The 13,905-nt window shown below is 70.9% G+C and carries 14 protein-coding genes and 2 tRNA genes; 10 read left to right on the top strand and 6 right to left on the bottom strand.

Annotated elements, in window-relative coordinates:
• Positions 1-83 precede the first annotated feature (83 nt).
• Both LL648_RS03995 and LL648_RS04000 read right to left on the bottom strand, forming a co-directional pair.
• On the bottom strand, positions 84-848 hold the full coding sequence (locus LL648_RS03995) for an arylamine N-acetyltransferase family protein (RefSeq protein ID WP_232661023.1): 765 nt from the start codon (positions 846-848) through the stop codon (positions 84-86).
• A 3-nt stretch (positions 849-851) separates the two neighbouring features.
• Complete coding sequence (locus LL648_RS04000) at positions 852-1,271, bottom strand: nucleotide triphosphate diphosphatase NUDT15 (RefSeq protein ID WP_232661024.1); 420 nt, start codon at positions 1,269-1,271, stop codon at positions 852-854.
• A gap of 7 nt (positions 1,272-1,278) precedes the next feature.
• On the opposite strand from LL648_RS04000, the gene LL648_RS04005 reads away from it, so the two are divergent.
• The 4 genes from LL648_RS04005 (at position 1,279) to LL648_RS04020 (ending at position 5,817) form a co-directional block, all read left to right on the top strand.
• Positions 1,279-3,312, top strand: a complete 2,034-nt coding sequence (locus LL648_RS04005; protein ID WP_232661025.1) for a M3 family metallopeptidase — start codon at positions 1,279-1,281, stop codon at positions 3,310-3,312.
• Positions 3,313-3,421: 109 nt separating this feature from the next.
• A complete protein-coding gene (locus LL648_RS04010) occupies positions 3,422-3,676 on the top strand; it encodes a hypothetical protein (protein ID WP_232661026.1) in 255 nt (84 codons plus the stop codon).
• Between the two features lie 4 nt (positions 3,677-3,680).
• Positions 3,681-4,685 carry an MsnO8 family LLM class oxidoreductase gene (locus LL648_RS04015; RefSeq protein WP_232661027.1) on the top strand — a complete coding sequence of 335 codons (1,005 nt, stop codon included), beginning with the start codon at positions 3,681-3,683 and terminating at the stop codon, positions 4,683-4,685.
• 85 nt (positions 4,686-4,770) lie between these two features.
• Positions 4,771-5,817 (top strand): zinc-dependent alcohol dehydrogenase family protein, encoded by a 1,047-nt coding sequence (locus LL648_RS04020; RefSeq protein ID WP_232661028.1) that lies wholly within the window; start codon positions 4,771-4,773, stop codon positions 5,815-5,817.
• On the opposite strand, the gene LL648_RS04025 is transcribed toward LL648_RS04020, so the two are convergent.
• Positions 5,814-6,668, bottom strand: a complete 855-nt coding sequence (locus LL648_RS04025) for a slipin family protein (RefSeq protein WP_232661029.1) — start codon at positions 6,666-6,668, stop codon at positions 5,814-5,816. The genes LL648_RS04020 and LL648_RS04025 overlap by 4 nt on opposite strands.
• A gap of 556 nt (positions 6,669-7,224) precedes the next feature.
• Between LL648_RS04025 and LL648_RS04030 the strand changes: the two genes are divergently transcribed.
• Entirely contained in the window at positions 7,225-7,866 is a 642-nt protein-coding gene (locus LL648_RS04030) for a response regulator transcription factor (RefSeq protein WP_232661030.1), read from the top strand.
• 168 nt (positions 7,867-8,034) lie between these two features.
• Positions 8,035-8,307, top strand: coding sequence for a GlsB/YeaQ/YmgE family stress response membrane protein (locus tag LL648_RS04035; RefSeq protein WP_232661031.1), 273 nt, complete (start codon positions 8,035-8,037; stop codon positions 8,305-8,307).
• 65 nt (positions 8,308-8,372) lie between these two features.
• Here the strand turns inward: LL648_RS04035 and LL648_RS04040 are convergent, their stop codons facing one another.
• Both LL648_RS04040 and hisC read right to left on the bottom strand, forming a co-directional pair.
• Positions 8,373-8,765 (bottom strand): DUF4870 domain-containing protein, encoded by a 393-nt coding sequence (locus LL648_RS04040; protein WP_232661032.1) that lies wholly within the window; start codon positions 8,763-8,765, stop codon positions 8,373-8,375.
• Between the two features lie 47 nt (positions 8,766-8,812).
• Positions 8,813-9,865, bottom strand: coding sequence for a histidinol-phosphate transaminase (hisC, locus tag LL648_RS04045; RefSeq protein WP_232661033.1), 1,053 nt, complete (start codon positions 9,863-9,865; stop codon positions 8,813-8,815).
• A 60-nt stretch (positions 9,866-9,925) separates the two neighbouring features.
• Here hisC and LL648_RS04050 point away from each other — a divergent pair, with 60 nt between their 5' ends.
• The 4 genes from LL648_RS04050 to LL648_RS04065 all read left to right on the top strand — a co-directional run bounded on the left by LL648_RS04050 (position 9,926) and on the right by LL648_RS04065 (position 12,999).
• Entirely contained in the window at positions 9,926-10,624 is a 699-nt protein-coding gene (locus LL648_RS04050; RefSeq protein WP_232661034.1) for a dienelactone hydrolase family protein, read from the top strand.
• Between the two features lie 135 nt (positions 10,625-10,759).
• Positions 10,760-12,727, top strand: coding sequence for an acetoacetate--CoA ligase (locus LL648_RS04055; protein ID WP_232661035.1), 1,968 nt, complete (start codon positions 10,760-10,762; stop codon positions 12,725-12,727).
• Positions 12,728-12,781: 54 nt separating this feature from the next.
• Positions 12,782-12,871 (top strand) — tRNA-Ser (locus LL648_RS04060).
• A gap of 55 nt (positions 12,872-12,926) precedes the next feature.
• Positions 12,927-12,999, top strand: a tRNA-Arg gene (locus LL648_RS04065).
• A 347-nt stretch (positions 13,000-13,346) separates the two neighbouring features.
• On the opposite strand, the gene LL648_RS04070 is transcribed toward LL648_RS04065, so the two are convergent.
• Positions 13,347-13,901: a class I SAM-dependent methyltransferase gene (locus LL648_RS04070; RefSeq protein ID WP_232661036.1), complete on the bottom strand. Its 555-nt coding sequence runs from the start codon at positions 13,899-13,901 to the stop codon at positions 13,347-13,349.
• Between the last annotated feature and the right edge of the window lie 4 nt (positions 13,902-13,905).

The raw sequence follows: 13,905 nt of genomic DNA on the forward strand, positions 1-13,905 counted from the left end.
AACTTGCAGGCCCTCCAGGGTGTGCAGGTTGGCAAAACGGTGGGCAACTTGCGGGGGCGGCCGCCGAACTCCCCGATCGGGGGCTACGCCGGGCGGACGGGGGTGTACACGACCCACTGCGACTTCAACGTGATGCCGAAGCGGTCTTTGAGCAGCGCGTACTCCTCGTCCGTGCCGACCACCCGGTCCGGCCGGCCGGTCTCGCTGAACACACCGTCGCGCAGCCCGATCCGCCCGCCGTCGACGGCGATCACGGCGCGGCGGGTGCGGGAGAAGTGCGACCCGGGGTCGGTCTCCTGGAACCGGCAGCGCTCGGTGAACTCGGCCAGCTCCCGCGGCTGCGCCGTCCACGACCACTCGCGTTCCCACTGCCCGTCCTTGCCGCGTGTGGCGGTCCACCACACCTCGCCGTCGTGCTCGACGCGGAAGTGCCCGTGCTCGCCCACCCGCAGCGGCACCGGCCGGTCCCACCGCGCCCCGTTCCCGATGTCGACGATCATCGGGCCGGCCTCGGTGCCGACGACCAGGCGCAAGTGCTCGAAGTCGGGCCCACGCCTGCCGTCGGCGTCGACGTCGAACGCCGAGACCAGCGTGACCTCGTAGTCCAGCTCGCGCAGCAGCTCCGCGAAGAGACCGTTGAGCTCGTAGCAGAACCCGCCGCGACCGCGCCGCACGACCTTGTCGAAGAGGTCGTCGACCGCCAACGACAGGGGCACCTTGAACACGATGTCGTAGTTCTCGAACGGGACGTTGCGGATGTGGGCGCGCATCAGCTCGGTGAGCGCGTCCACGGTCGGCGCGGCCGGTCGGGCGGCGTTGATCCGGGCGAGGTAGGCGTCGACGTCCATGCGTCACATCGTTGTTGTTGACCTCGGGTTCAGGTCAAGGAACCGGTGCAGCGGGGCGAACAGCTCGTCGTGCCGGGCGCGCAGCTCGTCCGGGGTCAGCCAGGCCAGATCCGTCGCCTTCTCCGGCTCCATTACCTGCGCCTCCCCCGTCAGCCGCTCGCAGCCGATGAAGAGCGTGACGTAGTGCCGCCCGATCTCGGGCATGGGATCGTCGGTGAAGCCGAGTCGCGACCGCGCGGCGACGATCAGCCCGGTCTCCTCGGCGACCTCGCGCACCGCCGTCTCCTCGGGCGACTCGCCGAACTCCTGGTGCCCGCCCGGCAGCCCCCACGTGCCGGCGCCGTGCGCGCCTGCTCTGCGGAGCACGAGGATCCGCTCGCCTTCGCGGACGACGGCCCCGACTCCGACCCGGACGTGTGCCATGGGCCATATGCTCGCGCGGGTGACTGCCGACCCGTTCATGGCCCCGAGCGCGCTGCCGTTCGCATTCCCCGACTTCGACGCCATCCGGGAGGAGCACTTCGCTCCCGCGTTCACCGCGGGCATGGCGGAGCAGCGCGCCGAGGTCGATGCGATCACGTCCCGGCGCGAGGCACCGACGTTCGAGAACACGATCGTCGCGCTGGAACGCTCCGGGCGGCGGCTGTCCAGGGTGTCGAGCGTGTTCTTCACGCTCGTCGGCTCGTGCAGCACACCCGGGATCCGGGCCGTCGAGGCCGAGGTTGCGCCGCAGCTCGCCGCGCATTCCGACGCGATCATGCTCGACCCCGCGCTGTTCGCCAGGATCGACGAGCTGCACGAGAAGCGCGCCGACCTCGACCTCGACCCGGAGTCGTTGCGGCTGCTGGAGCGACGCCACCGCGACGCCGTCCGCGCCGGCGCGCTGCTCGGGCCCGCCGACCAGGAGCGGCTGCGGGAGCTGAACGCCGAGCTCTCCGCGCTCTCCACGGCCTTCGGCGCGAAGCTGCAGGCGGAGGCGAACGACGCCGCCGTGCACGTCGAGAACACCGCGCTGCTCGACGGGCTGGCCCCGGACGCCGTCTCGGCCGCCGCCCAGGCCGCGCAGGCAAGAGGGCTGCCCGGGCACCTGATCACGCTCGTGCTCCCGACGGCCCAGCCGGCGCTCGCCGCGCTGACCAACCGGGAGCTGCGGGAGCGGCTGCACACGGCGTCGGTCACCCGGGGTGCGCGCGGCAACGAGCACGACACGCGCGAGACCGTCCTGCGGATGGTGGCGCTGCGCGCGGAACGGGCCCGGCTGCTCGGGCACCCGCACCATGCGTCGTGGGTCGTCGAGATCGGCACGGCCGGGACCGTCGACGCCGTCGACGCGATGCTCGGCAAGCTCGCCCCGGTTGCGGCCGCCAACGCCCGCGCGGAGGCCGACGAGCTGGCCGAGGCGGCGGGACACCCGATCGAGCCGTGGGACCGCGCGCTCCACGCCGAACGGCTGCGTCGCGAGCGGTTCACCCTCGACGCCGACATGCTGCGGCCGTACCTCGAGCTCGAACGCGTCCTGCACGACGGGGTCTTCTTCGCCGCCGAGCGGCTCTACGGGCTGTACTTCAACGAGCGCGACGACCTGACCTGCTACCACCCCGACGCGCGTGTCTTCGACGTGTTCCGTGAGGACGAGCACATCGGCCTGTTCGTCGCCGACTTCTACGCCCGCGACTCCAAGCGCGGCGGGGCGTGGATGAACTCGTTCGTCACGCAGTCGCACCTGCTCGGCACCCGGCCCGTCGTGCTGAACACGCTCAACATCCCGCGCCCCGCCGACGGCGAGCCGACCCTGCTCTCGATCGACTCCGTGCGGACGATCTTCCACGAGTTCGGCCACGCCCTGCACGGGCTGCTCTCCGAAGTCCGGTACCCCACGTTCGCCGGAACGGGTGTGCCGCGCGACTTCGTCGAGTTCCCGTCGCAGGTCAACGAGATGTGGCTGGAGCACCCGGAGGTGCTCAAGAACTACGCGCGCCACCACGTCACGGGGCAGCACCTGCCGGCGGAGCTGGTCGAGCGGCTCGCGGCGTCGCGGCGGTTCGGCGAGGGCTTCGCGACCACCGAGTACCTCGCCGCGTCCCTGCTCGACCAGGCGTGGCACCGCATCACGACGGACGACACCGTCACCGACGTGGAGCAGTTCGAGGCCGACGCGATCGCGACGGCCGGCGTCGCGGTGCCGACGGCGCCGCCGCGATACCGGACGACGTACTTCAACCACGCCTTCGCCAGCAACTACTCGGCGAACTACTACTCCTACATCTGGAGCGAGGTGCTCGACGCCGACACCGTCGAGTGGTTCACCAAGAACGGCGGCCTGACCAGGGCGAACGGGGAGACGTTCCGGCGTGAGCTGCTCTCCCGCGGTGGTTCGGTGGACCCGATGGAGGCCTACCGCGCGTTCCGCGGGCGCGACCCCGAGATCGGCCCGCTGCTGACCCGGCGCGGCCTCACCGGCTGACGCGGAGGCAATCCCGCGGTCTTCGACGACCCGGCCCGATATCCTCGGCCGGTGATCCTCTGAGCCCGCTTCCGCCGCACCCTTTCACCCACACCTCTCGGAGGTCCCCATGTCATCGTCGAAGCGCCCCGAAACACCCGCCGACGCCCCCGCGAACGCCACCGCCGACACCACCGCGGAGTCCACTTCCGCCGAGGGCACCGGCGTCGAGGAGACGGCCGCCGAGCCCGAGGAGCCGTTGAACCGCGCCGCGCGCCGGGCGAAGGCGAAGAAGGCCGCGCCGTCGCACGTCGGGCCACAGGCCGGCTTCCAGGGCCAGCAGGGCCGCGGGCCGCGCAGCCACACGAAGCGCCGAATCGGCTGACGGAATGCCGGCCCGGGGCGGCACGTTCCCCGGGTTGATGTTCCCTTCGGTTCGCCTCTCGCTGCTCGACCGCTCACGCACGCGCGTCGGCGAACCCGACGCGGTCGCGTTGCGGCACACCGTCGATCGCGCCGTCTTTGCCGAGGAGCTCGGCTACCACCGGTTCTGGGTGGCCGAGCACCACGCCGTGCCGGGTATCGCCAGCGGGAGCCCGCCGGTGCTGGTCGCGGCGGTCGCGGGACGCACGGAACGGATCAGGGTCGGTTCCGGCGGCGTGATGCTGCCCAACCACCAGCCGCTCGTCGTCGCGGAGCAGTTCGCGATGCTCGACGCGCTGTACCCGGGGCGGATCGACCTCGGCGTCGGCAGGTCGCTCGGCTTCACCCCTCCCGTGCGCGACGCGCTGCGGCGGGCGGCCGACCCCGACACGTTCGTCGACGACCTCGAAGAGCTGCGCGCCTACCTGAACGGCACCGCCGCCGTGACCGCCCGCCCGAAGCTCGACCGCCCCGTCCCGGTGTTCGTGCTGGCCACCGGCCGCGGGCTGGCGGTTGCGGGCGATGCCGGGCTGCCGGTCGTCGTCGGCGGGCCGGTGCTCGACGGCCCCGAGATCGGCGACGCGCTCGCCGACTACCGCGCCCGGGCGACCGCGGCCGGCAGCACGCCGTACGTGGTGGTCTCGCGCGACGTGCTCATCGCCGAGTCCGTCGCCGCTGCCCGCGAGCTGGCGCTGCCGGAGGCCTGGGCGCTCGCCGCCGCGCGCACGACGGGGCAGTTCCCCGCGCTGGAGCCGGTCGACGTCGACCGGCCGCTCTCACCGCGGCAACGCACGGTCGTCGAGGACGCCGTCGGCCGCACCGTCCACGGCGACCCTTCGACGGTCGCGGACGAGCTGCACGACCTCTTCGCCCGGACGGGAGCAGACGAGCTGCTCGCCTCCACCTCGACGTTCGACATGGCCGCGCTCCGCGCCTCCGACACCCACCTCGCGACCCTCTTCCGGTCCTGACTTCCCCACCGTTTTGGGTGGATGCGCGCTGAATCGGCGCGCAAGTGCCCAAAACGGTGGGGAACTCCTCGCCTACGGTTGCGGTGTGCGCGCTGTCGTGATCGAGGAGTTCGGGGTCGAGCCGGTGGTGCGGACGGTGCCGGAGCCGGTGCCCACCCCGGACGGCGTGGTGATCGCCGTCGAGGCCACCGGCGTCTGCCGCAGCGACTGGCACTCGCTGCAGGGCCACGACACGAGCGTCTCGCTGCCCCACGTCGCCGGGCACGAGCTCGCCGGCCGGATCGTCGAGCTGGGGTCGGCGGTGCACGGCTGGCACGTCGGCGACCGGGTCACGGTGCCGTTCGTCTGCGCCTGCGGGCGGTGCGCCGAGTGCGCGGTGGGGATGCAGCAGATCTGCGACCGCCAGTTCCAGCCCGGTGCGACGCACTGGGGCTCGTTCGCCGAACGGGTCGCGATCGACATGGCGGAGATCAACCTCGTGCCGATCCCGGACGATCTGTCGGCCAGCAGCGCGGCCGCGCTGGGCTGCCGGTTCGCCACGGCGTTCCGCGCCGTGCTCCGCCAGGGCGACGTCCGCGCCGGCCAGTGGGTCGCTGTGCACGGGTGCGGCGGCGCGGGCATCTCCGCGGTCATGCTCGCGGCGGCGGCCGGCGCGAAGGTGATCGCTATCGACATCACCCGCGCCGCGCTGGATCTCGCCGTCGAGCTCGGCGCGACCGCGACCGTGCACGGCCTCGATGTCCCCGATACCGCCGCCGCGGTCGTCGAGATCACCGGCGGCGGCGCGCACCTCTCCCTCGACTGCGTCGGGCTGCCCGCGACGTGCGCGGCGTCGGTGTCGTCGCTGCGCAAGCGCGGCACGCACGTCCAGGTCGGGCTGATGCCACCGCAGCAGGGCGTCGCGCCGATCCCGATGCACGAGGTGATCGCCCGCGAGCTGCGGATCGTGGGCACGCACGGCCTGCAGGCGCACGAGTACCCGCAGATGCTCCAGGTCGTCGAGCAGGCCGGTCTCGATCTCGACCGGTTGATCGGGCGGCGGATCGGGCTCGACGACGTCCCGGCCGCGCTCATGGCCATGAACGCGCCGGTGCCGGCCCACGCCGGCGTGACGGTCGTCGAACTCGGCTAGCCGAGCGTCGCCGGCTTGCCGTTGCCCTTCGGCTCGACCGCCGGCTGCTCGACCGCCGGCTGCTCGACGGCCTGGGCCTCCGTCTCCCGGATCACCCGCTCCGTGGAGGCCTCCAGGAAGCGCAGCAGCTCGACGGGGAACGGCAGCACGAGCGTCGAGTTCTTCTCCGCCGCGACCTGCACGACCGTTTCCAGCAGGCGCAGCTGCAGCGCGGCGGGGTGCTGCGACATCGCCGCAGCCGCCTGCGCGAGCTTCTCCGAGGCCTGCAGCTCGCCGTCGGCGCTGATCACGCGCGCCCGCCGCTCACGCTCCGCCTCCGCCTGCCGCGACATCGAGCGCTTCATGCCCTCCGGCAGCGCGACGTCCTTGATCTCCACCCGGTCGATGTGGACTCCCCAGCCCAGGGCCGGGCTGTCGATGAGCAGCTCCAGGCCCTCGTTGAGGTGCTCGCGGTTGGAAAGCAGGTCGTCGAGGTCGCTCTTGCCGATGATGGAGCGCAAGGACGTCTGCGCGACCTGCCCGATCGCGGAGGTGTAGTCCTGCACGTCGACGATCGCGCAGACGGGGTCGACGACCTTGAAGTAGACGACGGCGTCGACCCGCACGGTCACGTTGTCGCGGGTGATGCCGTCCTGGCTCGGCACCGGCATCGTCACGATCTGCATGTTGACCTTGCGGATGCGATCGACGCCCGGGTTGATGCGGGTGAGCCCCGGTTCGCGCACGGCCGGCTGGACCTTCCCGAACCGGAAGACGACCCCGCGCTCGAACTGCCGCACCACCTTGAAACCGGCGAGGAACCAGAGCCCGCCCGCGCCGGCGAAACCCAGCAGGACCTCCAGAAGACCCATGGCGCACCCCCGTGCCCTTCCGGGGCACGGCCCGGACCCGGGCACCGTCAACGGTAGGCCGATGGACGGTGAGTTGCCAGAGGTGCACAGCGGGTCGTCAGCCGAGAAAGTGCGCGGAAACGACTCGTCCCGCCCGGTGGGGAGCGCCGGGCGGGACGAGGGGTGCTGCGCAGTGATCAGGTCAAGGGCTGCGGTTCCGTTACATCCGGCTCGCGCAGCGTCGGCGGGAACCTTAGAGAGAGACGCGCCGTGTGATCGTCAACCTGAGAGCTACTTACGCGTAGGCGCGCCGACAGGTCGTTCATGCGCGCCGGATTGCACTCCATCGGGCCTGGCGGCGAGCCCGTGTACTCCGTTCGGCCCAACATCACTCTCAGCTCCGGGTATCCGCCTTCACTCGGCCGGGTGTGTTCGCTCCGTTAGCCGATTGTTATCGGACGCCCGACACGAGAGAGTGGGCGGGATGCTCCCCGTCGCTCCCCCGGGGGGTGCGTCCTCGTACTTGACGGCACCCGTGTCGTCGGTGCGTGTGTCCACGCCCCCGAACGATCATGTCTTGCTGGCGCTGCCCCCCACAGCGGCGTCGGCCTCCGTGCTGCGCAGCCTCCGTTCGGAAGGCGTGAGCGTCAGCGCGGTCACCGACGGCATCGGCGTGCTCGACGCCGTGCGGTCCGGCGACCCGGCGTTGCTCGTGCTCGACGTCGAGCTGCCCGGCCCCGACCAGTCGGCCGTGCTCGCCGCCGTGCAGTCGGAGGCGCCGAACGTGCCCGTCATCGCGGTCACGCCCCGCGAGCGCCGCTCCGCGCTGCTCGGCATGCTGCGCGGCGACCGTGACGACTACCTGCTGCGCCCCTTCGCCGTCGACGAGCTGGCCGCGCGCATCCGCTTACGACTGCGCCTCGGTCCGCCGGCGGAGAGCTCGCTGCTGCGGCAGGGCGAGCTGACCGTCGACACCGAGTTCGGCGAGGTCGTCGTCGACGGCGCGCCGGTCTCGCTCTCGCCGACGGAGTACGCGCTGCTGCTGGCGCTCATGGGCGCGCCCGGCGAGGTCGTCGCGCCGAGCAAGCTAGCCCGCGAGGTGTGGTCGGAGCCGGCGTCGGCGAACCTCGTGCAGGTGTACATCTCGTACCTGCGCCGCAAGATCGGGCCGGATCGGATCAGGACCGTGCGCGGCGAGGGCTACATCCTGGAATCCTGAAATTCGATTACTGAAGCGATTTCGCCCGATGGGCTGAACGGATGACGACGACCCCATAACGCTTCGGGTGTCAAGGCGTGCTATGACGTGCGCCGTTGGTCACTCCGTGCTACTCAGTGATCACGCGAGTCCTCAGGGCACCGGCTCGCCTACACGTCGGGAGATCGCATGATCATCAATATCATCCAGGCCATCATCCTTGGCGCCATCATCGGGTTCGTGGGCCGCCTCATCGTCCCCGGCAAGCAGAACATCCCGATCTGGCTGACCATCGTGGTCGGTATCGTCGCCGCGTTCATCGGCACGTTCATCGCACGCCTCTTCGGCGTCGCCGACACGAACGGCATCGACTGGATCGAGCTGATCATCCAGGTGATCGTCGCCGCCATCGGCGTCGCGCTCGTCGCCGGGATCTGGGGCAGGCGCAGCGTCAGCAGCTGACCTTCGGCAAGAGAACGGCCCGGCCCCGAGCAACTCGGGACCGGGCCGTTCTTCGTCGTAGCGGCTCAGGTGACGACGCGGACGGTCATCGGGTAGTGGAACTCCTCGCCCTGCGACGCCTTGACCGTCCCCAGGATCACGAAGATCAACCAGAAGATCCCGTACAGGGGCAGCAGGACGAACCCGATCAGCAGGAACAACGTCAGGCCGAGCACAACCGTCCAGACCAGCGCGTTGATCTGGAAGTTGAGCGACTCAACCGCGTGGCGACGGACGAAGGCCGACTCCTTGCCCTTGACCAGCAGCACGATCAGCGGCGCGATCGCGCCCAGCGCGAACCACGCGGTGACGATGCTGCCGACGTGCGCGGCGAGGGCCCAGGTCCGCTCCTCGGAGCTAGTGGGTACGGGCGCCCCAGCGCCCTGCGGAGACGTACCGGGCGGCGGGTAATAGCTCATGCATGTGAGTGAACCGCACGGTGGTTCACCATGCACGTATCAATTCGTCATCGGTCGAATGAACGTGCCGCCGCGAGGAAAAGATCATTTTCTTCCGGCGACGACACCGTGACCCGCACCCCGTCGCCCGCGAACGGGCGCACGACCAGCTTGTGGTCGAGGCAGTGCTCCGCGAACGCAAGCGCGCGCTCGCCGAGCGCGAGCCAGACGAAGTTGGCCTGCGTCGGCGGCACCGTGTAGCCGGCCTCCAGCAGCGCGTCGCGCACCCGGACCCGCTCGGTGGCCGTCTCCGCGCAGGCCGCGAGGAGGTTCTCGGCGTCGTCGAGCGCCGCGATCGCCGCGGCCTGCGCGACACCGCTCACGCTGAACGTCACGCACACCTTGCGCAGCGCGGCGGCGACCTCCGGCGACGCGACCGCGTAGCCGACCCGCAGCGCCGCGAGCCGGTACGCCTTCGAGAAGGTCCGCAGCACGACGAGGTTGGGGTGGGCGTCGATGAGCGACATCCCGTCGGCGGCCTCGGGGTCGGTGACGTACTCGTGGTACGCCTCGTCGAGCGCGACGATCACCCGCGGGCCGACGGTGTCGAGGAACCGGCCGAGCTCGGCGGGCGTGACCACGGTTCCGGTCGGGTTGTTCGGGCTGCACACCATCACCAGCCGCGTCCGGGGCGTGATGGCGGCTGCCATCGCGTCGAGGTCGTGGCGGAAGTCCTCGGTGAGCGGCACCGTGCGGACCGTCGCGCCCGCGACCTTCGCGACGATCGGGTACGCCTCGAACGACCGCCACGCGTAGAGCACCTCGTCGGCCGGGTCGAGGCACGTGGCCTGGACGAGCTGCTGGCAGATGCTGACCGAGCCGCAGCCCACGGCCACCCGCGACTGATCGACCCCGAGCGACGCCGCGATCCGTGCCGACAGGGCGCCCACGCCCGCGTCGGGGTAGCGGTTGCCGCCGGCGGCGGCCTCCGCGATCGCCGCGAGCACCGGCGCGGTGGGCGGGAGCGGCACCTCGTTGCTCGCCAGCTTGATCGCCCCGGGGATCGTGCGGCCAGGGACGTAAGCGGGGATGGCGTCGAGGTCGGGGCGGATCAGGGTCATGCTCGTCACCCTAAGCATCTACGGTCGGTGGAGGAACGCATGTTCTGACACTCTGGACGCATGACCGAAATCCGCACGGAGACCGTGCCACTGGTCGACGGAAGCGCGCTGCGACTCACGGTCGCAGAACCGGTCAGCTCGGTCCGCGGGGGGATCGTCGTACTGCACGAAGCTCGCGGGGTCACCGACGCCGTACGGGGCCTCGTGCACGGTCTCGCCGGGGACGGCTGGCTCACCGTCGCACCTCATCTCTACCACCGCGACGGCGCCGATGAGCTCGACGGCGACGACGGGCAGGTCCAGGAACAGGTCGACCGCCTCGAGGGCGAGCAGGTCATGGCCGACACCGACACCGCGTTCGGCTGGCTCGCCGACCACGACATCAGCGCCGACCGCATGGGCATCATCGGATTCGACCTCGGCGGCTCGGTCGCGCTGCTGGTCGCCGCCAAACGCACGCTCGGGGCCGCGGTCTCGGTCGCCGGCGAGGGTGTGACGACCGCGCCGACGTCCGGCCTCCCCGCGCTCATCGATGCGGCCCCGGGGCTCACCTGCCCGTGGCTGGGGATCTACGGCGAGGCAGCCGAGGGCGAGCAGGACCCGCAGATCGCGCGGCTGCGCGACGCCGCGGCGTCGTCGGAGGTCGCCACCGACGTCGTCGTCTACCCGCACACCGGCTACCGCTTCGACAACGACCCCGACGCCGCCGCCGACGCCTGGCAGCGCACCCTGAACTGGTTCGACTCGCACCTGCGCTAGCCCGGGGGTGACCGTCGACAACGACGTTCTGGCTGTTGTGAGCGCTAACAAACGACCAGAACGTCGTTGTCGACGTGTCCCCGGACACGCGGCGGCCACTGGCGCCGGGATCGCCCGGATTGCATGCTGACCGGCATGGCTGCGTCCGAGACCCCCGACGTCCTGTGGGCTCCCGATCCCGACCACCGCGGACGGCTCGCGGAGTTCACCGAGTGGCTGCGCGAGCACCGCGGATTCGAGCCGGCGGACTACGCGGCGCTGCACGCCTGGTCGGTCGACGACCTCGAAGGCTTCTGGTCGGCCGTCGCGGAGTTCCTCGACGTCCGGTTCCACGAGCAGCCGAAAGCGGTCCTCGGCGCGACCGGGATGCCCGGGACGGAGTGGTTCCCCGGCTCCACGATCAACTACGCCGAACACGCGCTGCGCGACGGCCCCGGCCGCGCCGACGCCGACATCGCCGTCGTCTTCGCCCGCGAGGACGGCCTCGAACGCACGGTCACGCACGCCGAGCTGCGCGACCTCGTCGGCCGGGCCCGCGCAGGGCTGGTGCGCGCCGGCGTCGGGCGCGGCGACCGCGTGGTGGCGCTCGCACCGAACTGCGTCGAGACGCTCGTCGTGTTCCTCGCCGCAGCCAGCCTCGGCGCCATCTGGTCGTCGTGCTCGCCCGACTTCGGCGCCCGCGCCGTGCACGACAGGTTCGCGCAGATCGAGCCCGCCGTGCTGCTCGCCGTCGACGGCTACGCGTACGGCGGCAAGCGCTACGACATCCGTCCCAACGTCGAGACCCTCCAGGCGCAGCTCCCGACGCTCAAGGCAACCGTCCTCGTCCCGTACCTGGACGAATCGGCGGAACTCGCCGGCACGGTGCCCTGGAGCGGGTTCACCGCGACGGCCGCGCCGATCGAGTTCGAACCGGTGCCGTTCGACCACCCGCTGTGGGTGCTCTACTCGTCGGGCACGACCGGGCTGCCGAAGGGCATCGTGCACGGCCACGGCGGCATCGTGCTGGAGCACCTCAAGGCGCTCGGACTGCAGCTGGAGCTCGGGCCCGGCGAACGCCTCTTCTGGTTCACCACAACCGGCTGGATGATGTGGAACTTCGTCATCGGCGGCCTGCTCGTCGGCGCGACGATCGTGCTCTACGACGGCAACCCCGGCCACCCCGACCTCGGCACCCTCTGGAAGCTCGCCGAGCAGCACCACGTGACGTACTTCGGGGTTTCGGCGCCGTTCATCCAGGCCAGCCTCAAAGCGGGGCTGCGCCCCAACGAGCGGTACGACCTCACAGCCGTCCGCGCGATCGGCTCGACCGGCGCCCCGCTTTCCGTCGAGGGCTTCCACTGGGTCGGCGACGCCGTCGGGAAACACATCCAGATCAGCTCGATGTCCGGCGGCACCGACGTGTGCGCGGGATTCGTCGGCGCAGCCCCGAACGTGCCGGTGTGGCTCGGCGAGATCTCCTGCGCATCGCTCGGCGCCGCCGTCGTGGCCTACGACGAGAACGGCCACGAGATCCTCGACGAGGTCGGCGAGCTGGTCATCACCAGGCCCATGCCCTCCATGCCGGTGTCGTTCTGGGGCGACACCGACGGCAGCCGCCTGCGTGAGGCCTACTTCGAGGACTTCCCCGGCGTGTGGCGCCACGGCGACTGGGTCCGCCGCACCACCCGCGGCTCGTACATCATCTACGGCCGCAGCGACTCGACCCTCAACCGCGGCGGCGTCCGCATGGGCACCGCCGACTTCTACGCCGTCGTCGAAGCCCTTCCCGAGATCGCCGACTCACTCGTGATCGACACCACCGCGCTCGGCGCCCGCGAAGAAGGCGCGCTCCTCTGCTTCCTGGTCCTCACCCCCGGCGCGACGCTCGAGGACGTCGAACCGACCCTGCGCCGCACCCTGCGCGCCGAACTGTCACCGCGACACGTCCCCGACCGCTTCATCGTCATCGACGCCGTCCCCCGCACCCTCAACGGCAAGAAGTGCGAGGTCCCCGTCAAGAAGATCATCGCGGGGGTCGACCCCGACAAGGCCGTGAGCCGCGGAGCCCTCCAGAACCCCGACGCCCTGACCCCCTTCATCGCACTGGCCGGGGGGTCGTGAAACCGCTGGAGCGGCATGTGTACTCTGGTGAGCGCTGGAGGCCGAGAGGCCCCGGGAGGCTTCGCCTAGTCTGGTCTATGGCGCCGCACTGCTAATGCGGTTTGGGGTCACCCCCCATCCCGGGTTCAAATCCCGGAGCCTCCGCGCTGGCGTGGTCGGGTACCATCGACTGTGCCAGGGTAGGACAACTGAAGAGCAAGCGCCCGTAGCTCAACGGATAGAGCATCTGACTACGGATCAGAAGGTTAGGGGTTCGAATCCCTTCGGGCGCACTCGACCGATGGGTGAGGTGTGCCGACTGTTGTGCGTCGGCCTTCCCATCGGTCTTCGTCGTTTCTTCTGGGGGCCGAGCCCCCAGACCCCCGGCCGGAGGGCTTCGCCCCCGGACCCCCATCTCCTGTGGTTGCGTCTCGTTCGTTTTCCCTCTGCCGCGCTTCGCGCTGAACCTTGCCCCTGCCGCGCTTCGCGCTGAGTCTTCTCTGCCGCGCTTCGCGCTGAGCGTTCTCTGCCGCGCTTCGCGCTGAACCTTGCCCCGGCCGCGCTTCGCGCTGAGTCTTCTCTGCCGCGCTTCGCGTTGTATTTGTCCCGGTGAGTTGTTGATCGCTGGCAAACGTGCCGGTTACGCCGGTTTGCGGGCGGCGAGCCGTTCCACCACGCCGCCGGCGAATCGCTCGATCTCGACGATGTCGAGCCCGAGCTGCGGAAGAAGGTCGGCGGGTCGGCGGCGGAAGTGCTCGCCCATGAACCGCACCGACGCCAGGTCGGTCAACCACTGCACCGCCCGCACCGGCGCGACGGTGGACGCGACGTGGTCGGCGAGCAGCAGCAATCCGCCGGGGCGCAGCACTCGCACCATCTCAGCGAGCGCGCGACGGTGATCGGGGATCCCGCACAGCGAGAACGTGCAGACCACCGAATCGACCGAACCGTCGGGCAGGTCCAGGTGCTCGGCATCACCGACCCGAACCTCGATATCGCCTCCGAGCTCGAGCGCCCGGGCACGGGCCAGCTCAACCATCGCCCGGCTCAAGTCGATACCACGAACCCGCATCCCGGCCGGGTAGTGCGGCAGGTTCAGCCCGGTGCCGACGGCGACCTCGAACACCTCACCGGCCGCGCGACTGCACACCCATGCACGGCTGTCGCGAAACAAAACTCGGTCCATGACCTGCATCGCA

This window comes from Pseudonocardia sp. TRM90224, assembly GCF_021245725.1.
Classification (GTDB): Bacteria; Actinomycetota; Actinomycetes; order Mycobacteriales; family Pseudonocardiaceae; genus Pseudonocardia.

Excerpts from the sequence above, each read along its gene's own strand:
- LL648_RS03995 (WP_232661023.1), bottom strand. The coding sequence starts at position 848 with ATGGACGTCGACGCCTACCTCGCCCGGATCAACGCCGCCCGACCGGCC.
- LL648_RS04000 (WP_232661024.1), bottom strand. The coding sequence starts at position 1,271 with ATGGCACACGTCCGGGTCGGAGTCGGGGCCGTCGTCCGCGAAGGCGAG.
- LL648_RS04005 (WP_232661025.1), top strand. The coding sequence starts at position 1,279 with ATGCTCGCGCGGGTGACTGCCGACCCGTTCATGGCCCCGAGCGCGCTG.
- LL648_RS04010 (WP_232661026.1), top strand. The coding sequence starts at position 3,422 with ATGTCATCGTCGAAGCGCCCCGAAACACCCGCCGACGCCCCCGCGAAC.
- LL648_RS04015 (WP_232661027.1), top strand. The coding sequence starts at position 3,681 with ATGCCGGCCCGGGGCGGCACGTTCCCCGGGTTGATGTTCCCTTCGGTT.
- LL648_RS04025 (WP_232661029.1), bottom strand. The coding sequence starts at position 6,668 with ATGGGTCTTCTGGAGGTCCTGCTGGGTTTCGCCGGCGCGGGCGGGCTC.
- LL648_RS04035 (WP_232661031.1), top strand. The coding sequence starts at position 8,035 with ATGATCATCAATATCATCCAGGCCATCATCCTTGGCGCCATCATCGGG.
- LL648_RS04040 (WP_232661032.1), bottom strand. The coding sequence starts at position 8,765 with ATGAGCTATTACCCGCCGCCCGGTACGTCTCCGCAGGGCGCTGGGGCG.
- hisC (WP_232661033.1), bottom strand. The coding sequence starts at position 9,865 with ATGACCCTGATCCGCCCCGACCTCGACGCCATCCCCGCTTACGTCCCT.
- LL648_RS04050 (WP_232661034.1), top strand. The coding sequence starts at position 9,926 with ATGACCGAAATCCGCACGGAGACCGTGCCACTGGTCGACGGAAGCGCG.
- LL648_RS04055 (WP_232661035.1), top strand. The coding sequence starts at position 10,760 with ATGGCTGCGTCCGAGACCCCCGACGTCCTGTGGGCTCCCGATCCCGAC.
- LL648_RS04070 (WP_232661036.1), bottom strand. The coding sequence starts at position 13,901 with ATGCAGGTCATGGACCGAGTTTTGTTTCGCGACAGCCGTGCATGGGTG.